The sequence below is a fragment of the Streptomyces sp. bgisy027 genome, from assembly GCF_057710365.1.
The window spans coordinates 48,225-73,674 of the sequence record NZ_JBYIVZ010000049.1; the positions used below are offsets into that span (position 1 = coordinate 48,225).

The following is a 25,450-nucleotide window of genomic DNA, read 5'->3' on the forward strand; positions in this document are numbered from 1 at the left end:
GGGCGGCGACAGGGCGGCCCGCGTCCCCCGGGGGCTGCACCTCCTGACCCCGGGACCATCGGCCTGAACGGCCGCGTCCTCGATCGCCGGACCGGCTGAAAGTGCCCACCGGCGTCACAGGAGTGAGGGCACCTCGGTCGCCGAGACCTCCCGCGCCGCCCGCTCCACCGCACTGGCCAGCAACGCCAGATCCGTAGGGCCGTTCCCCAGCTCCCGCACCTGACGCCGGGCCGGCGGATCGCCCATCCGGTGCCACTCCAACGGCACGACCGTCGGCCGCAGCGTCGCCGTGCGCGGAATGCGTCCGGTGACCCGGCCGCCCTGGAACGGCAACACCCGTCCGTCCGCCCAGGCCAACCGGCCGCGCCCCGGCGCCGGTTCGTCCGGCCCCGCGGCCACCGCGTCCAGCGTCACCCGCAGGGTCGCCCGACGGGCCGTCTCCGACTCGGCCGTACGGCCGCCGGCCGCCGTGGCGGCCACCAGGTGCACACCGAGCCGCTCGCCCTCGCGGGCCACGGCCTCCAGCGCGCGTATCACCGAGCCGGCCGCCGGCCTGCCCGGTGAGCCCAACGCGGGTGAGACCAGGGCGTCCAGGTCGTCCACGACCACCACGAGCCGGGGCAGCGGCGGCACCGCCGCGGCCTGTCGGCGCCCCGCTCCCGGCCGCAGCCGCATCGTGGAGCTGGGCGGGCTGTCCAGGTCCCCGGTGAGGTCGCCGGTGCCGGACCCGGCACCGGCCGCCGCCGCGCGCTGCGTGACCATACGGCCCGACAGGGCTCGTCCCGTGTGCCACTCGGCGAAGTCCGACCGCCCGAGCAGCTCGGCCCGCCGCTTCAGCTCGGCGCTCAGCGACTGCGCGAACTCCCGCATCCGGACCGGGTCGTTGGCGGTCAGGTGGGTGGTGACATGCGGTATGTCGGTGCACGCCCGCAGCCCGTCGCCGTGACTGCCGCCCGAGCCGACGCCGTCCCGGCCGTCGATCAGTACGACGCCCAGCCGGTCCGGGCGCTCGGCCGCCGCGAGCGACGCGACGACGGCCCGCAGCAGTTCCGTACGCCCGCTGCCGGGCGGTCCCTCGATCAGCAGATGCGGCCCGTCCGCACCGAGGTCCGCGCCGACCGGGCCGCGCGGTCCGGCCCCGAGTACGGCGCACGCGCGCCCGCCGAGGGCCTGGGGGTCGTCGGCCGCGTCGGCCCACCGCGCCATCAGCGACGCGGGTGTGGCCCGCGCCAGTCCCAGCTCGTCGAGCAGTCGCGCCGCCTGGGGCAACGGCACGGACACGCGCGCGTGCCGCTCCCCGAGGCCGCCCTCCGTGCGCAACGGCGCCAGTGCCCGCGCGAAGCGTTCCGCCCAGGCGAGCGAGACGGCGTCCACCGCGGCGACGGTGCCGTGCCCGACCGGGCCGCGGGCGGCACCGGGGGAAGCGGGCTGCCGGCCGGCTCCGGACGAGGTGTGCCGCTGAGCCCTTCCGGAAGGGCTGTGCTGCTGGGCGGCGCTGTCCTCCACCTGCTCGCGGCCCGCGGCGCTCTGCTCACCGGCCCCGCCGTGCGCCACCCGCATCAGCCGCAGCGCCGTCGCCACATCACCGCTGAGCAGCGCGACCGCACCGCACTCCCGGAACGTCGGCGACACCGTGCACGCGGCCTCGTAGGTCTCCGTCACCGGCGAGGCGGGCGAGGCCGAGGCCGTCTCCGCGAGGCACAGGACGTGTATCCCGGCGCGCGGCCCCTCCTGCGCCAGCCGCGCCACCGCCTCGCGCACGTCGGAGCCCCCGGGATCGCCGTCCACGACGACCACGGTGTACGGCCCCGTGAACCCGCCCGTCACGTCGGCCGGTTCGTCGTCCCGCGCCCACGAGGGCCGCCGGTCCCCACGCTGACCAGGGATCCGGCCGTCCGGCACGGCCGCCCCTGCGGCGCCCCCGCCCCGCGTCGCCGTCTCCGCCGTCATGTCCTCCAGCCGCCGCAGCAGCTCCTCCGCACGGGCCGTCGCCTGTTCGCGGTCGTAGGCCAGCAGCAGGCGGCAGTCCTGGCCGTGCGCGGGGCGGACGTGCGGCAGCCAGCCGAGCCACGCCCACTCGGCGGTGCGCTCCTGCAGGGGGCGGGCGCGGTCCACGCTGAGCAGGACGACTTCCAGGGCGTCGGGGGAGTGCAGTGCGGCGAGCTGGGCGAGCACCGCGCGGGCCAGCCCGGCGAGCCGCTCGCGCGGACCGGCCAGGCCCAGCGCCCCGACCTCCCGCAGATCGGCGGTCACCGGCACGGCGGGCAGCAGCCCCGAGCCGTCGGGCGCCGTCCGGTCGGCCGTGCCGAGCCGCACCGTGAGCGCCTCGGCGTGACCGGGCGAGCGCTCCCACAGCCGGGGGCCCGGGCCCAGGGCCGTCAGCAGCAGCGACGCCGGGTCCGGCCAGGTCTCCGGCTGCCGGGGGCCGTCGGCAGCCGCGGGCCGCCCGGCCTCCGCCACCGGCTCGTCATCGTCGTACGTCCCGTCCGGCTCCGCCCCCTGCTCGGCGCGTCCGCCGGCCAGCCGCCGCGCCCACGCCGAGAGCCCGCCCCGCCTGCGCACGCCCGGCGGCACGTCGGTGCCGCGCAGCGGGGTGCCCTTGCGGGTGCCGCCCGCCGTGTTCTGGGGGAGCGCCGCCCCGGCGGCGGTGGACGTCGCGGGGGAGCCGCCCGCAGTGTTCTCGGGGAGCGCCCCCCCGGCGGCTGTGGAAGCCGCGGGGGAGGAAGGGCCGGGGCCGCCGCCGAACGCGCCCGGACCGAAGCCCGCGCCGTGGGTGTCGCCGCCGCGCGGCCCGGGGAGCGTCCCGCCGGCTCCGCCGTGCCGTTCGATCCGCGGGGCGCCGCCCTGGACCGGGACGATCGGCGGTTCGACGGGATCGTGCTCCTGAGCGGCCGACCGGTCGGCCGAGGGGGCGGCATGGTCGTCGCCGTCCGCCACGCGTGTGTGGCGCACCGCGCCGTCCGCCGCGCGTGTGTGGCGCACAGCCGGGTGCGCGGGCACCGGCGGGCGGGCGCCGGAATCACCGTCGCCCCCGCCGGGGACACGCACATGCCCCTCGCCGTCCGGTTCCGTCCGCACCCGCGCGCCCGGACCGCCGGCCGGGGTCAGCCGCAGGGCCGACTCGCCGATCCGCAGCAGGGCACCCGGCGCGAACCGCACCGGGCGGGTGGTCAGACGGGCGCCGTCCAGCGTGGTGCCGTTCGTCGAGCCGAGGTCGGCGACCGAGACCCGGCCGTCGGTGGCGACCGTGACCGCGCAGTGCAGCCGGGAGACGTCCGGGTCGTCCAGCGGGACGTCGGCGTCGGCGGAGCGGCCGATGCGGATCTCGCCGCCGTGCAGCAGATGGACGCCGCCCGCGTCCGGGCCCGCCACCACATGGAGCCGGGTCGGGGCGTCGTCCAGCTCGGGGTGGGGTTCGGGGGCCGCCGGGGCGCCCAGGGACAGCACCGCGCCGTCCGTCAGCGGGGGCTCGCCGAGCGTGCTGCGCCGGTCGTCGAGCCGCTCCGCGCCCGCGTACAGCACGACCGGGCCGCCGCCGCGCTCGGTCTCCTTCGCGCCCTCGAACCCGCTCGACCGGGAGGCGCCCGCACCTCGGGAAGTGCCCGCACCTCGGGAAGTGCCCGCACCTCGGGAAGTGCCCGCACCTCGGGAAGTGCCCGCACCTCGGGAAGTGCCCGCACCTCGGGAGGTGCCCGCGTCGCCGGCCACCGACGAGGCGAGCGCCGACGCCACCGCGGCCAGGGCCGTGCCGGCCGGTGCCGTGACCAGTACGTCGCAGCTCGCGGCCCGACCACGCGCCGGGGAAGGCGGTGCCAGTGGGTCTACGACGGTCAGCCGGATCTGCATCGGCGTCAGCGGTCCCTTCTGCGCGGGCGCGGACCAGGGCCCGTCTGATGGATCTCCCCACCCCACACGAGCACATCGGCCAGTACTCCAGGCATCCTCGCACCTGCCACTGACAACGCGCCCCCCGACCGAAGGCAAGTGATCTTGATTGGTCGGCTCTGCCCGCAAAAGTGCCTGACAGTTGACCTGCGGGCGATCGCTTGAGATCGGTCACGTCCGCTTGCGGCAACCACGGGACAGAGCCGAGCGTCTTTCCTTCGAACATGTACGGGAAGGCGTACGTAAGACGCACAGAAAGAGGACAGGCCGGTGCCCCCGGGTACGGCACTACAGTGGGTCGGAACGTAGACAAGCAGCAGGGAGCGCGACGTGCGGCCGGTAGGCAGCAAGTACTTCCTCGAGGAGCCGCTCGGTCGTGGCGCCACGGGGACCGTCTGGCGAGCCCGCCAGCGGGAGACCGCGGGTGCCGAGGCGGCCGTGCCGGGGCAGCCCGGCGAGACGGTCGCGATCAAGGTGCTCAAGGAGGAGCTCGCCAGTGACGCGGACATCGTCATGCGGTTCCTGCGCGAGCGGTCCGTCCTGCTCAGGCTGACGCATCCCAACATCGTCCGAGTGCGCGACCTGGTCGTCGAGGGCGAGCTGCTGGCGCTGGTCATGGACCTCGTCGAGGGTCCCGACCTGCACCGCTACCTGCGCGAGAACGGCCCCTTCACCCCGGTCGCCGCGTCCCTGCTCACGGCCCAGATCGCCGACGCGCTGGCCGCGAGCCACGCCGACGGCGTCGTCCACCGCGACCTGAAGCCCGCCAACGTCCTGCTCCGGCAGGACGGCGGCCAGATGCACCCGTTGCTGACCGACTTCGGCATCGCCCGCCTCGCCGACTCCCCGGGCCTGACCCGCACCCACGAGTTCGTCGGCACGCCCGCGTACGTCGCGCCCGAGTCCGCCGAGGGCCGCCCGCAGACCTCCGCCGTCGACATCTACGGCGCCGGCATCCTCATGTACGAGCTGGTCACCGGACGTCCGCCGTTCGGCGGCGGCTCCGCCCTGGAGGTGCTGCACCAGCACCTGAGCGCCGAGCCGCGCCGCCCGTCCACGGTCCCCGACCCGCTGTGGACCGTCATAGAACGCTGCCTGCGCAAGAACCCCGACGAACGGCCCAGTGCCGAGAACCTCGCCCGCGGCCTGCGCGTCGTAGCCCAGGGCATCGGCGTGCACGCGAACTCCGCGCAGATCGCCGCCGCCGAGGGCGTCGCCGCGCTGCTCGCCCCGGACCCGGCCCCGGCCCCCGTGCCCGGCTCGGCCGACCCCACGCAGGTGCTGCCGCACGGCGCCGGCTCGTTCGACCCGAACGCCGCGACCAACGTCATGCCGCACACCGGCGCCCCCGGCCCGGCCGGCGCCGCCGACCCCACCGCCGTGCTCCCGCACACCGGCGGCCCCGGTGCCGCGGACCCGACGGCCGTCATGCCGCCGATGCCGCAGGGCTCGCCCGGCGCACCCGGCGCACCCGGCCCCGAGGACCCGCACCCCTGGCAGAACCAGCTGCGCGCCGCCCGGGACCGCAACGAACAGACGCAGGTCCAGTACCTCGATCCCAACCAGGACCCGCTGCGCCGCCGCCCGCAGCGCCAGGTGGCCCGCCCGCAGCAGCCCCAGCAGCCCCAGCAGCGCCCGCCGCAGCGCGGACAGCAGGGCGGTTACGGCCATCCGCAGCAGCACCAGCCGCAGCAGTACGCCCCACAGCGCCCGCCACAGCGCCAGCCGCAGCAGCAGCCCCAGCGGTACGCACCGCCGCCCGCGCCGGAGCCGCAGCGTCCGCAGCGCGAGCCGCGTCAGCCGCGCCAGCGCACCGCCAACCCGATGCGGATCCCCGGCCTCGGCTGCCTCAAGGGCTGTCTGTTCACGATCGTCATCCTGTTCGTCGCGGGCTGGCTGGTCTGGGAGCTGAGCCCGTTGCAGGAGTGGATCGGCACCGGCAAGAGCTACTGGGACCAGCTCTCCGACTGGTTCAGCACCGTGACCGGCTGGATCGGCGACCTGGGCAGCGGTTCGGGCACCAACTGACCGGCGTCGGCCGGTTTGGATATTTGTCGACATCTGGCGGGTGATTTCCGCCTCTGCAGTGAAGGTTGGCTCTTCGGGCGCGTAGTTTTAGCGACAACACGCGGCAGTAGGAGCAGTCTTGGCACGGAAGATCGGCAGCCGGTACACCGCCAACCAGATCCTGGGGCGGGGCAGCGCCGGCACGGTGTGGCTGGGCGAGGGGCCCGAGGGGCCCGTCGCCATCAAGCTGCTGCGCGAGGATCTCGCGTCCGACCAGGAACTCGTCGGACGCTTCGTCCAGGAGCGCACGGCACTGCTCGGCCTCGAGCACCCGAACGTGGTCTCCGTGCGCGACCTCGTCGTCGACGGCAACGACCTCGCGCTCGTCATGGACCTGGTCCGCGGCACCGACCTGCGCACCAGGCTCGACCGGGACCGCCGGCTGGCGCCCGAGGCCGCGGCGGCGATCGTCGCGGACATCGCGGACGGACTGGCGGCGGCGCACGCGGCCGGGGTCGTGCACCGCGACGTCAAGCCGGAGAACGTCCTGCTGGACATGCAGGGCCCGCTCGGTCCGGGCGGCTCCCACCCCGCCCTCCTGACCGACTTCGGTGTGGCGAAACTCATCGACTCGCCCCGCCGCACCCGAGCGACGAAGATCATCGGCACCCCGGACTACCTGGCGCCGGAGATCGTCGAGGGCCTCCCGCCCCGCGCCGCCGTCGACATCTACGCCCTCGCCACCGTCCTGTACGAGCTGCTGGCGGGCTTCACGCCGTTCGGCGGCGGCCATCCCGGGGCGGTGCTGCGGCGCCACGTCACGGAGACGGTGGCGCCGCTCCCCGGCATCCCCGACGAGCTGTGGCAGCTGATCGTGCAGTGCCTGGCGAAGGCCCCGGCCTCACGCCTGCGGGCCTCGGAGCTCGGCACCCGGCTGCGGGAGCTGCTGCCACTGGTCGCCGGGATGCCGCCGCTGGACGTGGACGAGCCCGACGCGGAACAACCGGCCGAGGCCGAGGCCCCGGCCGCCGAGGAGGCCGCCCCGCAGGGCGAGCGGGTCCGGCGGCGCGGCGCGGTGCCGCTCGTGCCGGGCGCGAAGCCCGCCGGCTCCAACCGGGACACGCATACGTCGATGAGGGTCCCGGCACCCGACGAGCTGGCCGGCGGCGCGCGCGGCACGGCCCGGGTGCCCAGGCCCGCGGGCGCCCCGCGTCCGGGCTCGGCCCGCCACCGGGCGGCGGCCCGGCGACGCCGGGTGGCCCTGGGAGCGGCGGCGGTGGTGCTGGCGGCCGCTGCGGGCGTGGGGGCCTGGCTGGCGACGTCGGAGGACGACGCCGGGGCCACCCCGCAGGACACGAACAACACGGCTCCGGCGCATCAGCCCTGAGGGGCGCGAGCGTCCGCGAGTGTGATCACTGACTGATCCTCTCGCCCAAGCCGGCAGACACCGCCCCGTGCCGCTGTCCGCGCTTCCTGGCTGGGCATGGCCCGCATGCTCGGTAGCCGTCCCACGGGTCGTCCGAGCCGTGCTCAGCCCCGAGCGCGAAGTCCGCAGGGCTGGGCTGGATGAGGGCGGGTCCTTTTGAGACCTCAAGAGTCACATTTGCATCACACGATGTTCACCGTCGTATGCAATGGGCAAAGGTTGCACCAGGCAAATGTCATGTCTTGATTCAGTACCTGGGGTGGGGCTGTGGGTGAGGGACGGGGGCGCCGCGCCGGCGGTGTGGACAGAAGACGGGTGCGGAGATTACCCGGGACGACCAGGCCGCTGCTGCTGGCTGTTGTGTTCACGCTGGGGTTGACGCCCGCATCGCCGGCGGTGGCTGACCAGGCACGGCCTGCGCTGTCGGAGGGGCAGAGGGCACTGGCCGAAGCCCGGGAGATGGGCAAGCGGGTCGAGGTCACCGGTGAGCGGACGGAGCGTACGACGGTGTACGCCAATCCGGACGGGTTCACCTTCACGCTGGAGGAGTCCGCGGTCCCGGTGCGGGTTCCCACCTCCGGCGGAGGCTGGCGTACACCGGATGCCGCCCTGGAGGTCCGCGGTGACGGGAGGGTGGCACCGAAGGCGGCGGCGATGGAGATGGAGTTCTCCGGGGGCGGGGACGCCGGGCCGCTCGTGAAGATCTCCGAGCGTGGACGGTCTGTGCAACTGGACTGGCCGGGCAAGCTCCCCCAGCCCGAGCTGGACGGGACCAGCGCGTTGTACCCGGAGGTCTTGTCGGGCGTCGATCTGAAGGTCACCGCGTCGGTGGAGGGCTTCCGCCATGTGCTGGTGGTCAAGACACCCGAGGCCGCGGCTTCGGAGGAACTCAAGCAGATCGACTACTCCCTGAAGACCGTCGGCCTGGACATCCTCAAGGGCAAGGCGGGCAATCTGACCGCGGTCGACGACGACGGCAACCGTGTCTTCCGGGCTCCGCCCGCGCAGATGTGGGACTCCGCCGGCGCGGCCTCCGGTGCCCGGTCCATGTCCCTGGCAACCGCCCCGCTCGGTGCCGGGAGCGCCGACAGCTCGGAGATGGCCGCCTCCGCCGCGGAGGACGCAGAGCCCGGCGTGGGTGACACCGTCACCACGATGGACGTGAAGGTCGCGGACGAGGCACTGACGGTGGTCCCGGATGCGGAGATGCTCACCGAGACGGAGGCGTCGGCGTTTCCCCTGTACATCGACCCGTCATGGGGCTGGGACGAGTCGGAGCGGACCCTGCTGCGCAGTGACGGCTATGAGTCGTACGGCTGGGGCAACGGATCGGATGGCGATGGCAAGGGCGCTGGCAAGTGCGGTACGTGGAACGGCTATTACTGCGGTCCGGGCTATGTGCAGCGCTTGTACTTCGAGTTCTCCCCGGCCAGCCTGAAGGGCAAGAGGATCCTGGCCGCGACCTTCCGGGTGACGGAGCCATGGGCGTTCCAGTGCGATCCGCGCTGGGTCGATCTGGTGCGGACCAACAACATCTCCTCGTCCACCACTTGGTCGTCGCGGCCCAAGCACTTGGATCTGATGGGGGACCGTTCTGTGTCGGCGGGACGGGGGTCGGAGTGTGACCCGGATTCCCCGGACGCGCCGATCGAGTTCAAGGACAACCCCGAGGAGTCGAACGAGAACCTCACCCCGACGGTGCGAGACTTCGCGGCAGGCAAGTTCTCGCGCCTCACGCTGATGATCAAGGCGCACAACGAGTCGGACACCAGCGCCTGGAAGCGGTTCAAGAATGACGCGGTGCTGGCGGTGGACTTCGTCGGGCTGCCGGACAAGCCGTCCGGGATCGGGCTGGTCACCGGGTCGGGCGCGGTGTGCGAGGACTCCGCGAGCGACCCGGCGATCGTGTCGGACCCGACCCCGGCGCTGACGGCCACAGCGCAGACCAAGCCGGGTGGTGAGAAGGATGCGCAGCTGCGGGTGTACTTCGACGTCGACAACAAGAAGAGCGACGGCACCTGGGCGGACACGACGGCCGGCAACGGCGACCTGCGGCCCTCCACCGGCTATGCGGGCGACAACGCCAAGCTGACCATGTCCTGGTCGACCCTGGCCGAGGGAACCCTGTACCGGTACCGGGCCTGGGTCCGCTCCTACTACAACGACGGCAAGAGCCATCTGTCGGGCCTGTCCAACGCTTCCACCACCGGATGGTGTTACTTCAAGGTCGATCCGACCGCGCCGAAGGCACCGAAGGTCACCGTCGGCAGCCCCTACACCGAGTGCACCGCCACGGCATGCGCGGCAGGAGGCGGACCCGGCCAGAAAGGCACCTTCACCTTCGGCCCGGCAACTGGCGACTCGAACGTCGCCTACCAGTACAAGCTGTCCTCGGAGGAGGCCTGGTCGCCGCAGACCAACGGATCGACGGTGTCGAAGGACATCACGCCGGAACGGTCCGGCACGCACTCCCTGTACGTACGGGCGAAGGACAGTGTGGGCCGCTGGGGCGCGCAGAACGTGGTGGACTTTCTGGTCGAGACAGGCCAGGGCCCGGTGGGCCGCTGGCACTTCGACGAGTCCAGTGGCCCCGCTCTCGATGCCGCCGCAGCCGAGGGCAACGACGACGCGTTTCTGGGCGGTGGCGCTGTGCGCGACGACCGGGGGCGGCGCGGGCTGATCACGCATGACGCCGAGGGGCAGCCTCTGACGGAGGCGATCACGGACAAGGGGTTGTCGCTGAACGGCAGCACTGGCTACGCGGAGACCAGTGGGCCGGTGCTGGAAACTCGGTCGGCGTTCACTGTGTCGGCATGGGTCCGGTTGGAGCGCGACGATCGCGACGCGGCAGTGCTGTCGACGAAGGACGACGTCAGCAGCCCGTTCCTCCTGGAGTACGCCGTGAGCAAGAAGACCTGGTTCATCGGCATCCGCAAGCCGGGTGAGAGCAACTCGTACTACGGCCAGTACGCCTACTATCCGGCGCAGGTCGGCGTATGGACGCACTTGGCCGGTACGTACGACCCGGAGACTGGCCGGCTCATGCTCTATGTGGATGGCCGACGGCAGTACCAGGGGCAGACCGTGGAGGGTTCGTACCCGTCGAGCACTGCGCTGGACTTCGGCCGACACCAGTTCAGCTCCGGCCCCGGCGCGTACTTCTCCGGCTCGATCGACGAGGTCGCTGTCTGGCAGCGGGCCCTGACCCACCGGGAGATCGCTGACGAGGCACGACTGCTGGCTTCGGAGAAGTACGCCGGTGTCGAGTTGGTGGCCGACTGGAGCGCGGACCGTGGCAGTGGAACGACCATCGCGGACACCACGTCCGGTTACGGCAGGACCTTGACCCTGACCGGCGGTGCCGCCATCAGCAACGAGGCCATCGTCTTGGACGGAGTGGACGACGCGGCCACGGTCGCGGGCCCGCTTGTGTACGACCACGCCTCCTTCACCGTGTCCACGCTCGTCGAGCTGGACTCCGCGAAGTTGCTGAGCAAGGACATCGGATACACCGGCCAGGTCCTGGGGCAGCGCACGGCAGACGGATCGGCCTGGGGCTTCTGGTACGAGCTGACCGGCAAGGACACCGTCTTGGACGAGGAGACACTGGAGGAGACGACGGTGCCGGTCGGCATTTGGCACTTCGGTCGTCTGAACGCCGACGGGACCTTCTCATCCGTGGTCTCCGATGAAGTGGCGGCTCTGGACAGCCTGGTGCGGCTGACCGGAACCTACGACTCGCTGTACGGCACGATCAGCCTCTATCTGGGCTATGGGCAGAACGGCGACGCGAAGGCGTTCACCGTCCAGTTGGGTAGCGGGGACTTCGCCATCGGCAAGGGCTTCACCAGCGGCGCATGGCGGCACTACCTGCCGGGCCGGGTCGCGGAGGTACGCCTGTGGGCCGGGGCCATGGCCAGCAGCGAGCAGATCGACGAACGCGTGGGCGACTGACGGGCGGAATCGGTGAGGACGGCCCGCGATATGGGCCGTCCTCAGCCGACGGGGCGCAGCAGACGTGGCGGCTGTCTGCGGACGACTTGCGGATCTTCATTTCACGGGACTGGGTGGGACGAGAAACGATGGCCTTTGGCATAGGCACCTCAAAAAAACGTCGCGAGGTCGCGCGGCACCGCACTGGCCGGCTGCTGGTGCAGTCGCTGGCTCTGGCCCTGGTGGTGCCTCTGGGGTGGGCGCAGGTGGCCGAGGCCGGGGAGCCGGGTGGCCTGGGGCGGCCCGACGTGCCCAAGTCCCGGGCGAGCAAGGTGGTGGCCTTCGACGGGCCGGGCGCGAAGAAGGCCCGGCAGAAGGTCGCCCGGGACAGGAAGGCCAACGCGGCCCAGGCGGGGCGCGCCCTGGCGGAGCAGAAGGCCGCCTGGCCCGGACGGGGGGAGGCGAGATTCGGTCTCACCGACGGCAGAGCCGGGAAGGCATCTCCTGCCGGGGTGCCGGTCACAGTCAGCCCGTCGTCGAAGGACAAGGCTGTGGCGGGCGGCAAAGCGCGGATCACCGTGCTGGACCAGAAGGCTGCCCGTAAGGCGGGCGTCACGGGCGTCGTGCTGACCGCCGAGGCTGAGACGGCGGGAACGGCCGAAGTGACTGTCGAATACGGCGACTTCGCGTCGGCCGTTGGCGGCGGATGGTCGCAGCGGCTGCGTCTCGTGCGGCTGCCCGGGTGCGCGCTGACGACTCCGCAGAAGCCGGAGTGTCGTAAGCAGCAGCCGCTGAAGTCGGACAACGACATGGCGCGGCAGTCGGTGTCGGCAAGAGTGAGCCTGGCCAAGACGACCGGCGGCACGTCCGCGCAGCTCCTGCGCTCCGCCAACGGCACGGCCTCGTCAGCGACGGTGCTCGCGGTCACCGCCGCCGCCACTGGTTCCGGCCAGTCACCCAACGGCAGCGGGAACTACTCGGCCACGCCCTTGTCGGCGTCCTCTGCGTGGCAGGCCGGGGGCAGTTCGGGGGCCTTCACCTGGTCGCACGACTTCACGATGCCGCCCGCCGCGGCTGGTCCCACGCCGCCGCTGTCGCTGTCGTACGACTCGGGCAGTGTGGACGGCCGTACCGCAACGACCAACAACCAGGGCACCTCGGTCGGCGAGGGCTTCGCGCTCACCGAGTCCTACATCGAGCGAAGCTATGCCTCCTGTGACGACGACGGACACGCGGACGTCTTCGACCAGTGCTGGAAGTACGACAACGCCCGCCTGGTCCTGAACGGCAAGTCGACCCGCCTGGTCAAGGACAGCGACAGCGGCCAGTGGCACCTGGAGGACGACGACGCCTCGAAGGTCACGCGGTCCACCGGGGCGGACAACGGGGACAACAACGGTGAGTACTGGACCGTCATCACCGGTGACGGCACCAAGTACGTGTTCGGCCTGAACAAGCTGGACGGCGCGGGCACCCAGCGCACCAACTCCACCTGGACCGTGCCGGTGTTCGGTGACGACTCGGGCGAGCCCGGCTATACGGGCGGCGACGCTTTCGCCGATCGTGCGGTGACCCAGGCGTGGCGGTGGGGCCTGGACTATGTCGAGGACACCCATGGCAACGCGGCCACGTACTGGTACACGAAGGAATCGAACTACTACAAGAAGAACAAGTCCGAGACCGCCAACGCCTCGTACACACGTGGCGGATACCTCAATCGCATCGAGTACGGCCTGCGCAAGGGCGCCCTGTTCACCGACAAGGCGGACGCGAAGGTCACCTTCTCCTACGCCGAGCGCTGCACCGCCTCCGACTGCTCCAGCCTGACCGAGGACACCGCCGACAACTGGCCGGACGTGCCGTTCGACGCGATCTGCTCGAAGGACGACTCCGAGTGCGACGCCGCAGGCCCGTCCTTCTTCACCCGCAAGCGCGTGACCGGCGTCAACACGTACTCGTACGACGCCACGAGCGACGCCTACGACGCGGTCGACTCCTGGGCACTGACCCAGCAGTACCTGGACGGCGGAGACATTGGCGACAGCTCCGACCAGGTCCTGACACTGAAGTCGCTCAAGCGCACCGGAAAGGCCGGCGACACGAGCATCACGCTCGACCCGATCTCGTTCACGTACCAGATGCGGCCCAACCGCGTTGACGCCACGGACGACATCCTGCCGCTGACCCGTCCCCGCATCTCCACCGTCACCTCGGAGACCGGCGCTATCACCACGGTGACCCTGTCATCGCCGGAGTGCGTGCGCAGCCAGGTCATCGGCGCGGCCGAGGACACCAACACCCGCTCCTGCTACCCGCAGTACTGGCACATCAACGGGGCCGAGAACGCCTCGGTCGACTGGTTCCACAAGTACCGCGTGCTGGCCGTGGGCGTCTCCGACCCGACCGCGGGCAACGAGATGGTCGAGCACGCCTACGCCTACAGCGGTGCGGCCTGGCACTACAACGACGACCCCTTCACACCGCAGGACGAGCGGACCTGGTCGGACTGGCGTGGCTACCGGAAGGTCACCACGTGGACCGGCGCGACGGACGTGACCCGCTCCAAGACGGTCTCGCTGTACCTGCAGGGCATGCACGGGGACAAGAACAAGGACGGCACCACCAAGTCCGTGACCGTCGACCCGCTGCTCGACACGGACGTGGACTTCGGCGCGGTCAATGACAGTGACCGCTGGAAGGGTGCGCTGCGCCAGCAGGTCACTTACAACGGCAGCCAGCCCATCAGCAGCGTCTTCAAGAACTACACCTACCGCCAGACCGCGCAGCAGACGGTTCCCGACGCCGCCGACCATCTCGCCCAATGGGTCCGCAACACCACCACCTACACCAGCACCTACCTCACCGGCTCCGCGAGCTGGCGCACCCATGTGGCCACGGCCCACCATGACACGCTGGGCATGGTCAGCAGCTACGACGACTACGGGCAGCGCGGCCTGAGCGGCGACGAGACGTGCACCCGCACCTGGTACGCCCGCAACACCGACCTGGGCATCACCGGCCTGGTCTCTCGCAACCGTACCGTCGCCCGCACCTGCACGACGGCGGACACGTCGCTCTCCCTGCCCGCGACCTCCGTCACCCGCGGAGACGTGCTCTCCGACACCGCCGTCGCCTACGACAACCCAGCCGCCACAGGCTGGTCGGCCACTCAGAAGCCCACCAAGGGCGAGGCGACCTGGACCGGTCGTGCCACCGGCTACGCGACCACCGCGGACCTCAACGGCGACCGCATGCCGACGGGCTGGCAGAAAGTCGCTGCGACGACGTACGACGTGCTCGGCCGTCCGCTGAGCATTGCGGACACGGCAGGAAACACCACGTCCACGGCGTACACCCCCGCCGAGGCAGGCCCGCTGACCAAGACGATCACCACCGATCCCCAGCAGTACAGGTCGGTCGGCTTCCTCGACGCGCGCCGGGGTCTGACCCTGCGCAGCTACGACATCAACCTCAAGAAGACCGAGCTGAACTACGACGCGCTCGGCCGCCTGACCGAGGTGTGGCTGCCGAACCGGGTCCGTGGCAGCCAAGCCCCGAACACCAAGTTCGCCTACCACCTGGACAACGCCAAGCCGTCCTGGGTGTCGACTTCCACCCTGAAGAAGGACGGCGACACCTACAACACCGGCTACGCGCTCTACGACTCCCTCCTGCGCCCCCTCCAGACCCAGTCGCCGACACCGCAGGGCGGCCGGCTGCTGACGGACACGCGCTACGACACACGCGGACTCGCCTACGAGACGTACGCCGACATCTTCGACACCACCAGCACGCCCAACGGCACGTACACGCGTGCCGAGTACGGCGAGGCGCCGACCCAGACGCAGATCGCCTTCGACGGCGCGGGACGTGCGACGACCAGCACCCTGCTTGTCTACGGCGTCAAGAAGTGGTCCACCAGCACGAGCTACACCGGCGACTCCGTGGCCACGACCGCGCTGGACGGCGGCTCGGCCAAGCGCACGATCACCGACGTACGCGGACGGACGACGGAGTCCCGCGAGTACGCGGGCGAGAGCCCGGCCGACACCGCCTTCGGCACCGGCCCCGGCGCCTCATTCGCGGCCACCAGTTTCACGTACGCCCTGGACGGCCAGCAGAAGTCGATCACGGGCCCGGACGGCGCCAAGTGGACGTACGGCTATGACCTCTTCGGTCGCCAGATCAGTACCGCGGACCCGGACAAGGGCACGACGACCAGCGACTACAACGCGCTCGACCAGGTCATCAAGTCAACGGATGCCCGCGGCAAGTCGATCCTGAGCGCGTACGACGTGCTGGGCCGTATCACGGGGACCTGGTCGGACTCGAAGACGGACGCCAACCAGCTCACCGGCTACACCTACGACACGCTCCTCAAGGGCCAGCCCACCTCCTCCACCCGCTACGAGGGCGGCAAGACAGGGCAGGCCTACACCCAGACCGTCACCGCCTACGACAGCCTGAGCCGGGCCACCGGCACCCAGCTTCAACTGCCGGACAACGACCCGTTCGTGCAGGCGGGCGAGTCGGCGACCCTGGCCTTCGAGAGCAGCTACGCCCTCGACGGCACGCTGAGACTGACCGGAGAGCCCGCGATGGGCGGCCTGCCGTCGGAGCTCATCGACTACGGCTACGACGCCCTGGGTAACCTGACCGACTTCGGCGGAGCGACGGGCTACCTGCTGGACGTCTCCTACTCGGCGCTGTCACAGCCGCAGCAGCTGACGCTGGGCACGGGCGGAACAGGCAACAAGAGCCTTTACGTCACGAACCGCTTCGAAGAAGGCACCGGCCGCCAACTGCGCAGCCATGTCACGGACCAGACCCATCCGTACATGCTGCAGGACCTCAACTACGGCTACGACCAGGCCGGGAACGTCACCTCCATATCCGACCCGACCACGCTGGGCGGCGCCGGCAGCGCGGAGACCCAGTGCTTCGCCTACGACGGCCACCAGCGCCTGACCGAGGCATGGACCCCGTCCTCGCAGAAGTGCTCGGACACTCGCAGCGCGTCCTCACTGTCGGGTCCGGCGCCGTACTGGACCAGCTACACCTACAACGACGCCGGGCAGCGGGCTGACGAGACAGTCCACAAGACCAGCGGCAACCTGAAGACGACCTACTGCTACACCAACACCTCCCAGCCGCACACCCTGACCGGCACCACCACCGGGTCCGACTGCGCCAGCCCCCAGCGTTCCTACACCTACGACACCACCGGCAACACCACCAAGCGGCCCGGCGTCTCCAGCACACAGGACCTCACTTGGTCTGCCGAGGGCAAGCTGACCAAGCTCACCGAAGCGGGCAAGGCCACGGACTACGTGTACGGCGCTGACGGATCGTTGCTGATTCGCGTCACCGCGGGGGGTGAGCGTGTCCTGTACGCGGGAGCGACCGAACTGCACCTGCGTGCCGACGGAACGACCTGGGCCCAGCGGTATTACGCAGCCAGCGGCATCACTGCCGCGATGCGCTCGAACGAATCGGGCACCAACAAGCTGACCTACCTGGCCGGTGACCACCACGGCACATCCACCCTGGCCATCGGCCCGGATTCGGCTCAGGCCTACACCAAGCGGTTTTCCAGCCCGTTCGGCGCCGACCGAGGTACCCCGGTCGGCGATGCCACCGCCTGGCCTGACGACAAGGGCTTCCTCGGCAAGACCCGCGACATCACCACCGGCCTGACCCATATCGGTGCCCGCGAATACGACCCCACACTCGGCCAGTTCCTCAGCGTCGACCCCGTCCTCGCCCCCACCGACCCGCAATCCCTCAACGGCTACAGCTACGCTGCCAACAACCCCGTCACCTACTCCGATCCCACCGGTCTGTGCCGCCCCGACCAGTGCGGCGTGGGTTACCCCATCGGTGGAACCGGCACGTCATCCAGCAACCCGACGCGATACATCACCAAGGCTCCCAAGCAGGTATCAGCCTTTGGGACGGGCACGGCAAGTCAGAGTGACCTGGATGAGGCATCCACTATTGCGTACTACGCGACCGTGGCTGCGGACGAACAGGGCCTGCCCTATGTGCGCACTGCCGAGACGGTGAGCCGCGAAGAATTTCATCAGGCCATGATGAAATATCAGGGAACCCTCGACGGGCCCATCAATGACTCTCAATGGACGATGTGGCTCTACGGCTGGGACGAAGCAGCCATCGACAACTTCGGCCCGTGTCTGATCTTCGACTGCGACACACCCGTCTCTTCGGATGACCTGAACTCACTTCCGCTGAACCGACAAAACTTCCTGGAAATGTTCGGCCGGGGATACGCCGATGGGGTGGGCAGTCGCCTGGGGTTGGGGAAGTCATCGAAGGGACGTCTTGGCGGCTGCAATTGCTTCCTGGCCGGCACCGACGTCCTCATGGCCGACGGCACCACCGAGAATATCGAGGACATCGAACTCGGCGACACTGTCCAGGCCACCGACCCCGAGACCGGTGAAACCGGCCCCCGCGAAGTGACCCGCCTCATCCGCACCGAGGACGACAAGCACTTCAACGAGCTCGCCATCGCCACCGACGACGGCATCGAGACGCTCACCGCAACTCACGAGCACCCCTTCTGGTCACCGTCCGACCACGACTGGGTCGAGGCAGGAGGCCTCACCCCTGGCATGACCCTGCTCACCGACGAGGGCGACACCGTCATCGTCACTGCCAACCGCCCCTACACCCAGCACGCCACCACCTATAACCTCACCGTCGACGACCTCCATACGTACTATGTGCTGGCGGGCGAGACGCCGGTCCTGGTTCATAACTCAGGTCCGGGATGCGGATCCGTATGGATCGATTCGAACAGGGTTCCTCATCATTTCAAACACGCTGCCGACTTCGGGGTCGCTGCGAAAGAGAGCAAGGCGAGCAAGCAGGCATTCGTGAACGCCTTGGAAGGCTTCGTTAGGGATCCAGGGAACGTTCAGATCGCGGGAACGTATCGCGGGACGCCTGCCCGGCACTACGTGGATCTCAACACCGGGCGTCACGTTTCGGTGGACATTAAGTCGGGCGAGATGCTTGGAGCTTGGAAATCGGATGTGACTTCAGATCAGTTCTGGTACCTGACCATGCAAGGGAAGCTGTAAATGGCGACGTTGGAACCCTTTTTGGTACTTGCGGAGGCTGTATCCGAAGGACGAATCTCTCCTTCAGAGTTCTCTCTCGTATGCCTTCCCCTGTACAAGGGGTACGGCGGCCCATATCCGACAGCCGGGCAATATGAGGCGGCGACAGATCTTTTCTATGTCGCGCACGACTACGACTCAGCCGGCATCGGTATGCCTGACCTGCTGAGTGATGACCAGGTTCGGCTGAAGGCGGCTGATATCGCGCGGCGAATGCGCGTGCTCCTGCAGTAGCGAGATTCGAACAGGTCGCTTTGGTAGAGGAATGGGTGGGTCCCTCGGCTTCCGAGCCGAGGACCCACCCATGGTCGTTTGACGGCAACGCTGACGGCAACGTCAGCGGACGACGGCTCCTGCAGGTGAGGCGTCGGGGTCGTCGGTCGCGCCGAGGACGTGACCCAGGGTGTCGATGGCTTGGCGTTGGAGGCGGAGTCGGACGTGGGCGTAGACGCCAGCGGTGACACCGATGTGGGAGTGTCCGAGAAGCTCCTTGATCACGACGAGGTCGACACCTTGTTCCAGGAGCAGGGTCGCGGTCGAGTGGCGGAGGTCGTGAAAGCGGATGCGGCGGAGCCCTGCCCGGCTGAGGAGGAGGCCGAAGCGGCGGGTGAGATTGGCGGGGTCGAGAGGGCTGCCAGTCGGGGTGGTGAAGACGAGCCCGCTGTTCGTCCAGCCCATTCCGGCGGCCTGGCGCTCTTCCTGCTGTCGTTCCCTATGGCTCTTCAGCGAGCGGATGCACTCGGTGGGGAGGGCGATGCGTCGTTCTGAAGCTCGGGTCTTGGTGTGCAGGACGGTCAGGCCGCTGGTCGGGGTGCGCTGGAGGGAGCGGTGAATGGTGGCTGTGCCGCCTTCGAGGTCGAGGTCTTCCCAGTGCAGGCCAAGGAGTTCGCCTTTGCGGAGTCCAGTGCGAAGGGCGAGTGCGTACAGCGCGTGGAGCCGGTCGCCGCTGGCTGCCTGGAGGAACAGTAGTGCCTCGCTCGCTGTGAAGGGCTTGAAGCGCCGGGGGCGGGGCGTGGGGGTCTTGACGTTTCGGGCGACATTGCGGGGCAAGTCGTCCTCGCGGACGGCGTGCTCAAGGGCGGACTTGAGGACCGAGTGGACGTAGGTAACGGTCAGCGGCGACAGCCGCTTGCCGCAGCACTGGCCGATGGCGCAGCAGCAGAACCGGCCGGTGTCGCGTTCCTGGTTGCAGCACTGGCAGGTGGTGCGGAGATTGTCGAGGAAAGTGCGGACGTCGCGGGCGGTGAGCCGGGCGAGCTTCTTCGTGCCGAGGCCGGGGGTGAGGTGGAGTCGGATGCACGCGGCATAGCGGGTGTGCGTGTTCTCCCGGACCTGGTGGACGGCGACGCCGTGCAACCAGTACGTCAGGTACGCGCTCACGGTGCTGTCGGCCGCCGCGACGGGCAGACCGAGGTTGCTGGCGGCGATCTTCTCGGCGAGCTTGGCCAGGGCGTCCTTCCGGGTGGCACCGTAGACGCGGACACGCTTGCGGGTGTTGCCGGGGGCGAGGACGTATCCGGCGGCTTCCCAACGGCCGTCCTTGCGCTGGTAGATGGTGCCGTCTCCGTTGGCGCGGGAGCGGCTGCGGCGGGACGAGGCGGAGCGCGGGGTGGTCATTAGGAAGCTTCCTGTTCGAGGCGGGTGTGGATGAAGTCGGTGAGGGCGTGGGTGGGGATGCGGCGGGCGCGGCCGAGGGTGATGGAGGCGAGCTGGCGGGTGCGGAGGAGGTCGTAGACGGCGGTGCGGCCGAGTTGGAGGCGTTCCATGACCTGGGGGACGGTGAGGAGTTCCGTGCCGGCGGTCACGCGACGGCCCTTGTCCGGACAGCACCGGTCGGCCGATCAGTGGAGTGACCGACCGGGTGACCGGCGGAGTGACCGGCGCGGTCACCGGCGCAGTCCGAGCGTCGGGTTGGGGTCGGTTGTCCGGGTCGGGTCTGTCGCGTCGCGGCCAGGAGGTCGGCGAGGTGTTCGAGTTCGGGCAGGAGGCCGGTTCCGGCGTACTGCCAGTGGGAGATGACCAGCGTGGTGTCCGAGTTCACGCGCTGACCGTCGATGTTGCGGTGACCGGCGGCCAGGTCGGTGGGGTGTCCGGCCCGGTCACCGACTGGGCTGCCGTCCGTCTGATCGGCCTGGGGCTGAGCCGAGGCGGGGGCCGGGGGCTGGGTGTCAGGGTGGCTGGTTCGCCAGGCGGTGCGTTCGGCTCGGAGGTGGGTGAGGGTGGTGGAGTAGTGGCGGGTGCGGGTGGAGAAGTGGCCGCGGAAGCCGAGCATGTGGGCCCATTGCCGCAGCCGGAGGTGGGCGTGTCGGCGCTTGGTGGCGAGGTGCCAGGCGGTGTGGATCATGCGGCGGGCGTGGTCGGTGATGTCGTGGGTGGCGAGTTCGGCGAGGAGGCGGAGTCGGCGGTCGAGGGTGCCGGTGGTGGTCTCGGCGCCCTTGGTGGCGTACTTGGCGATGTAGGCGGCGACGTGCCGGTCGGTGACCGGTCCGTCGCCGGTGAAGTCGGTGCCGCGGATCGCGCGGACGTCGATCTGCCGCCCGAACCGGAACACCAACCGGTCGGCTCGGTCACCGACCGGGGCCCCAGCGGGCTGCTGGGGCTGCCCCTCATGCGCGACGCGGGTGCGTGCGGCGGCGGCGTGGATGGCGTGGTTGAGGAGTTGGGTGGTGGCTCAGGTGGGTGGGGTGCTGGTGGGGCCGGTGGGTCCGTCGAGGCGTATGACGGCGTGGAAGTGGACCTGGCCTCGTTTTTGGTATTCGGCGACCTTGGCGTAGGAGAGGGTGGTGTGGTGGCGCAGGTCCCGCTGTGTCAGTCCCGCTGCCTTGGCGATCTTTCGTCGTAGGTGGGTGGTGAAGCGGGCCCACAGGGCTGGGGCGTGCGCGTTCCACAGCACCGCGCCCGCGTAGTCGTAGCGGTCGGGGTCGAGCGGGGTGCCGAGGAGCGGGTCGTCGTCGGGGTGGACCTGACCGCAGTGGCAGCGGCCGGTGTCGGGCTGGTTGTGGACGGGCCCGAAGCCGGGTGCGGTGAGGGTGGCGAACACGCGCGGGTGCGCGGCGACGCTGGTGGGGACGGTCTTGCCGCCGCGCAGGCCGGCGGCGATGAGTTGGTAGGTGTCGTAGCGGTAGACGGTGGAGCAGGCGGGGCAGCGGGTGGCACGGCGGTTGCCGCAGCGGACCAGCAGGGCTGACCGTAACGGGGCTCTTGGCGGAGCAAGTTGTCGCCCACGACCGTCCTACGGCCGGATCGCAGGCACAGGGCCGACCAGGGGGCCGACCCTCACGCCCGCCGCCGGACTCGCCGAGCGCGGTGGTCGGCGTTGCCTCCGTCGGGGGCGAAGCTCCCGGCCGCCCGTCGGGGGCCGGCTCCTCCCGCCCCGGCCCCGCGCCGCCAGACTGGGCGACGCACCAGCCTGGCCGTACGCCGCCTCTCCCGCTCGGGCCCGATCCTGCCGAAAGAAGCCGATCCTGCGCCGCCTCGGCAGGTTGCCGCTGGTTTGCGGGTGGCGCCGTGGCATCAGGACGAAGAGGGGAGTACGGGGTGCGACGCGGCTGCGGTCGCGGCGATGGCAAATGACCTGAACTACGTATTCGCGCTCTCGCACCCCGTGCCATATATCATCGGCGATATGGACAGCGGACGGTACTCGATCGAGATCGAGCCGGAGGTGCGGCTGTGGCTGGAGAACATTCCCGCCCATCACTACAAGCAGGCCGAACGCGTCGCCGACCTGCTCGCCGAGCAGCCCACCACGCTCGACGAACCGCACTCCCGCCACCTGGGCGGCAAGCTCCGCGAGCTGCGCTTCCGCCTGGGCGATGCCAATCAGCGGATCACTTACTGGCTGGCGCCCGGACGACGTGTCGTGCTGCTCACCGTGTTCCGCAAGACCAGGATGCGTGAGCAGGCCGAAGTGGACCGCGCGCACGCCGCACAGCGATTGTGCGAGGCAGAGCATGAAGCCGCTGCTGAGCACGACCTCTACAGCCGCAACCTCAAGGAGTCTCGATGAACCACAGCGAATGGAGGACCCGTCGCCACCGTCGGCTGCTGGGCGAACACCTGGACGCTGACCCCGAGTACGACCGGGTCTACGAAGAGGCGGGCCTCGCCATGACGTTGGGCAAGGCCGTCTACGACCGGCGTAAGGAGCTGGGTCTGAGTGAGGCCGATCTCGCCGAGCGCATGCACGTCGACGTCGATGACATCGAAGGCATCGAGACGGCCACCGAGCTGCCGCCCATCGCGGTCATCATGCGCCTGGCCCGCGCACTGGACCTCACGGTGGATGTGCACCTCGCCGGCGGAGACGAGCCCACCGTCACCATCGTCGCCCCAGCGGCCTGAGGCGGGGAAGAACCATGCAGGACCCGCCTTCCGCGCTCGCCCGTCAGCTCGGGCAGCTCGTCCACGACCGGCGCATCGAGCTCGGGCTGTCCCAGGCCGAGCTGGCCGACCGGTGCGGGATGAAGCAGCCGCAGATCTCCCGCTTCGAGGGTGGCGGGACCGTGCCCACGCTTCCCCTCCTGCGCCGCCTGGCTCAGGCTCTCGGCGCCGACCTGACCATCAGCCTCACCCCGCACGACAAAGCCGCTTGACACGCATTCGGAATTCCTGGAATTCCCCAGGCGATGTAGACCACCGACGGCAGTAGTGACGGCAACACCAGCAGACTCCAGCGCACGAGCACGAACATCCGGCGATAGTCAAATCACCCGCTGACCAGCAAACTTGCAGGTGCGAGCGGCCTGGCCTGCACACGTACTATGTGCTGGCGGGGGCGACGCCGGTATTGGTGCACAATGCCGGAGGGGCATGTAAGGAAGTTGTCCTGGATAGCTTTGGCAGCTTCGAAAAAGCCCGGAACAAGGCGCTCGACCTGCTGGGTGACATCGATCCGGCGACCCGGCAGCCGTACATTGGCCGCCTCGAATCTTCGCCGACGACCTACGGCAAGGTAGTGGGGTTCACCACTCGGGTGAACGGTGAATTCAAGAGGTTCAGGATGGACTATGACCCGGTGCAGGGTCCGCATATCAACGTGGAAGTCGGTAAAGGTGACTCTGCGCGTAAGTGGGCCGTGCCATGGAATGGCACAGAAGACGACTTCGCGAGAATGCTTGGCGGTAATTCGTGACGCTCGAAGGTGTATACGGAACCAGACCGGACCTTTTGCCTCGATCCATGGTCCGAGTGGTTCGTTCAGATCAGCAGGGTGATCGACGGCTGGCTTGGGTCGGGCGGCCAGGGGTGCAGTTGCTGAGCCTGGTCCAGCATCTCCAGTACGAGCGTGAAAGCCTTAGCCGTTACCCGCGCGACTCTGATGGTGGGATCGAATGGGGCGCGGTGGCTGATGATTTGGTGCTCTGCTCGATGGAGTCGGATTCCATCGAGCTGAGCGCCGTAATTCAGCAGTTCGCCCCGAAAGCTGACAGCCTAATCTTCTTCTGGGAGAGCCTGGCAGTTCCGAGTGTGGAGATGGGGCTCGAATCATCTATCTCTCACCTGCCAGAGATTACGGAATCTGTGCCGGAACTCTGGATCTATTCTCCCGGTGATCGGATTGTGGTGGAGGTTTCGTTCTCTGGCGTAGTGACTGCGGCGCGCGTGCCTGTGGACGCTGACGACCGGAGTTCCGAGAGGCGTGCTTGAGGCCGGTGCGGGGTTGCTGGAAGCACACGTGGCGGGTGGTCTCTCGGCGGACCCGCCGTCGTGGCTGACTTTCTGCGGCTGAGCTTGAAGGTGCGACGGGGGTCAGGTGACCAGCGACGGTGGCGCGAGCGCCCGTGCCCGGTCGTACAGGTCGCGTGCCGTCGTGTTCTTCATATGAGGGCGCAAGAGACCGAGCATCGCTTTCACGCGATCGTCGGCGCGGCCGGACTGCACCTTGGGGTAGTCGTCGAGGGCTTGGTGCCAGGTGACGCAGGCCGCTTCCAGGTGGCCGAGTTCCGACTGATGTTCGGCCAGCAGGCCACGACGGTGTACTCGTGTGCGCTGGTACACGCTGGGGCGGAGCCGGTCCGCTTGCTGCATGGCTTCGACGGCTCCGGCCTTGTCACCGAGTTCGTGCCGTACCTGGCTGACGTGGTAGTTGAGCGAAGAAGGGTCGTACGAGCCGAACCGTGCGGCCCGGCGTCGATCCACTCGGCGCTCTGGACGAGTTGCTGACCGACGTGATCCGCCAGGCGCCGACGGCAACCGGATGCGTGGGGGTTGAGCTGTCCGGCGGCGCGGACTCCGGGAACGTCGCCCTGGCCGTGAAAGCAGCCCGCTTCCCCGAGGTGTACAGCTTCGGCCTGCTGGTGGGAGGAAGCACTGGCAGGCAACAGGGCGAGCGGCGCCGAGCCTTTGTGGAGTACTGCGGCTTCCGGGACACGGCCACTCCCGCCATGCAACTCCCACCCTTCTGGCCCGGGGGCGTACGCGCTCTGCGCAGGCCGCACGATCCTGCGGGGGCTTTCTACCAGGAGGCGTTCGACGTCGTCCGCGAGCAAGCAGCCGCCCTGCGGTGCGAGGTCATGTTCACGGGCAGCGGCGGAGACGAAGTGAACGCCCACCACTCCAGGACACAGGCCGAACTGCCGACGCCAAAACCCGTGCCGTGGCTCGGCAACAGAGCAGTCCGAGCGCTCGCCGAAGTCAACGAGCACCTGGCCCCCATCCCAGTGCTGCCCGTACCGACCCTGATGGCGTTCGGGATGCACAACCCCGGATTCCTCCGGGCCGGAATCTGGCCGGTAAGCCCGCTCGCGCACCCACGGATCGTGCGGTTCATGGAGCAACTACCGCACGAGCACAAGCGCGGCAAGGCGCTGTTCCGCGAACGGATCAGACGGGCCGGGCTGCCCGAGTGGGTGGCCGCGCCGGCCGAACCGGAGAACTTCCTGGCCGTCCTGGAGAAGGGACTGCGGTTTTCCGGCTTGGCGGTTTTGGACGACTTGCTGAGGGAGTCCATCCTGGTGGACCTCGGCTACGTTGACGGCAAGGCTCTCGCCAAGGCGAGGAGGAACGCCGACTTTGCGCCGCTCGTTCCCGATCTGCTGTGCGATGTACTCGC

The 25,450-nt window shown here is 69.8% G+C and carries 14 protein-coding genes and 2 pseudogenes; 11 read left to right on the plus strand and 5 right to left on the minus strand.

The window, feature by feature from the left end:
* Positions 1-114: 114 nt before the first annotated feature.
* Positions 115-3,846: an FHA domain-containing protein gene (locus AC3ETA_RS36950; protein WP_432197261.1), complete on the minus strand. Its 3,732-nt coding sequence runs from the start codon at positions 3,844-3,846 to the stop codon at positions 115-117.
* 369 nt (positions 3,847-4,215) lie between these two features.
* Here AC3ETA_RS36950 and AC3ETA_RS36955 point away from each other — a divergent pair, with 369 nt between their 5' ends.
* The 5 genes from AC3ETA_RS36955 (at position 4,216) to AC3ETA_RS36975 (ending at position 18,630) form a co-directional block, all read left to right on the plus strand.
* Positions 4,216-5,913, plus strand: a complete 1,698-nt coding sequence (locus AC3ETA_RS36955) for a serine/threonine-protein kinase (RefSeq protein ID WP_432197262.1) — start codon at positions 4,216-4,218, stop codon at positions 5,911-5,913.
* Positions 5,914-6,031: 118 nt separating this feature from the next.
* Positions 6,032-7,279 (plus strand): serine/threonine-protein kinase, encoded by a 1,248-nt coding sequence (locus tag AC3ETA_RS36960; protein ID WP_432197263.1) that lies wholly within the window; start codon positions 6,032-6,034, stop codon positions 7,277-7,279.
* A gap of 435 nt (positions 7,280-7,714) precedes the next feature.
* Complete coding sequence (locus AC3ETA_RS36965; protein ID WP_432197264.1) at positions 7,715-11,272, plus strand: laminin G domain-containing protein; 3,558 nt, start codon at positions 7,715-7,717, stop codon at positions 11,270-11,272.
* Positions 11,273-11,400: 128 nt separating this feature from the next.
* Positions 11,401-18,357: a polymorphic toxin-type HINT domain-containing protein gene (locus AC3ETA_RS36970; RefSeq protein WP_432197265.1), complete on the plus strand. Its 6,957-nt coding sequence runs from the start codon at positions 11,401-11,403 to the stop codon at positions 18,355-18,357.
* Positions 18,358-18,630, plus strand: coding sequence for a hypothetical protein (locus AC3ETA_RS36975; protein ID WP_432197266.1), 273 nt, complete (start codon positions 18,358-18,360; stop codon positions 18,628-18,630).
* 102 nt (positions 18,631-18,732) lie between these two features.
* On the opposite strand, the gene AC3ETA_RS36980 is transcribed toward AC3ETA_RS36975, so the two are convergent.
* The 3 genes and pseudogenes from AC3ETA_RS36980 to AC3ETA_RS36990 form a co-directional block, all read right to left on the minus strand.
* Positions 18,733-20,013 carry a tyrosine-type recombinase/integrase gene (locus AC3ETA_RS36980; protein WP_432197267.1) on the minus strand — a complete coding sequence of 427 codons (1,281 nt, stop codon included), beginning with the start codon at positions 20,011-20,013 and terminating at the stop codon, positions 18,733-18,735.
* The gene (locus AC3ETA_RS36985) at positions 20,013-20,201 is read right to left on the minus strand and encodes a helix-turn-helix domain-containing protein (protein WP_432197268.1); all 189 of its coding nucleotides are present in this window, start codon (positions 20,199-20,201) and stop codon (positions 20,013-20,015) included. Before AC3ETA_RS36985 ends, AC3ETA_RS36980 begins: the two co-directional genes overlap by 1 nt.
* A pseudogene (locus tag AC3ETA_RS36990) lies at positions 20,198-21,577 on the minus strand (replication initiator); the annotation flags it as partial. The gene AC3ETA_RS36985 and the pseudogene AC3ETA_RS36990, both read right to left, overlap by 4 nt.
* Before the next feature lie 444 nt (positions 21,578-22,021).
* Here AC3ETA_RS36990 and AC3ETA_RS36995 point away from each other — a divergent pair.
* The 5 genes and pseudogenes from AC3ETA_RS36995 (at position 22,022) to AC3ETA_RS37015 (ending at position 24,045) form a co-directional block, all read left to right on the plus strand.
* Complete coding sequence (locus tag AC3ETA_RS36995) at positions 22,022-22,405, plus strand: type II toxin-antitoxin system RelE/ParE family toxin (RefSeq protein ID WP_432197274.1); 384 nt, start codon at positions 22,022-22,024, stop codon at positions 22,403-22,405.
* Positions 22,402-22,740, plus strand: a complete 339-nt coding sequence (locus AC3ETA_RS37000; protein ID WP_432197269.1) for a helix-turn-helix domain-containing protein — start codon at positions 22,402-22,404, stop codon at positions 22,738-22,740. The genes AC3ETA_RS36995 and AC3ETA_RS37000 overlap by 4 nt, the downstream gene beginning before the upstream one ends.
* A 35-nt stretch (positions 22,741-22,775) precedes the next feature.
* A pseudogene (locus tag AC3ETA_RS37005) lies at positions 22,776-22,991 on the plus strand (helix-turn-helix domain-containing protein); the annotation flags it as partial.
* Between the two features lie 170 nt (positions 22,992-23,161).
* Positions 23,162-23,530 carry a hypothetical protein gene (locus tag AC3ETA_RS37010; protein ID WP_432197270.1) on the plus strand — a complete coding sequence of 123 codons (369 nt, stop codon included), beginning with the start codon at positions 23,162-23,164 and terminating at the stop codon, positions 23,528-23,530.
* A gap of 113 nt (positions 23,531-23,643) precedes the next feature.
* Positions 23,644-24,045 carry a hypothetical protein gene (locus AC3ETA_RS37015; RefSeq protein WP_432197271.1) on the plus strand — a complete coding sequence of 134 codons (402 nt, stop codon included), beginning with the start codon at positions 23,644-23,646 and terminating at the stop codon, positions 24,043-24,045.
* 102 nt (positions 24,046-24,147) lie between these two features.
* Here AC3ETA_RS37015 and AC3ETA_RS37020 read toward each other — a convergent pair whose 3' ends face one another.
* Complete coding sequence (locus AC3ETA_RS37020; protein WP_488187214.1) at positions 24,148-24,537, minus strand: NsdA family TPR-like regulatory protein; 390 nt, start codon at positions 24,535-24,537, stop codon at positions 24,148-24,150.
* Between AC3ETA_RS37020 and AC3ETA_RS37025 the strand changes: the two genes are divergently transcribed.
* A partial coding sequence (locus AC3ETA_RS37025; RefSeq protein ID WP_432197272.1) for an asparagine synthase-related protein occupies positions 24,516-25,450 on the plus strand: 935 nt, incomplete at its 3' end. The two genes, AC3ETA_RS37020 and AC3ETA_RS37025, sit on opposite strands and share 22 nt — an antisense overlap.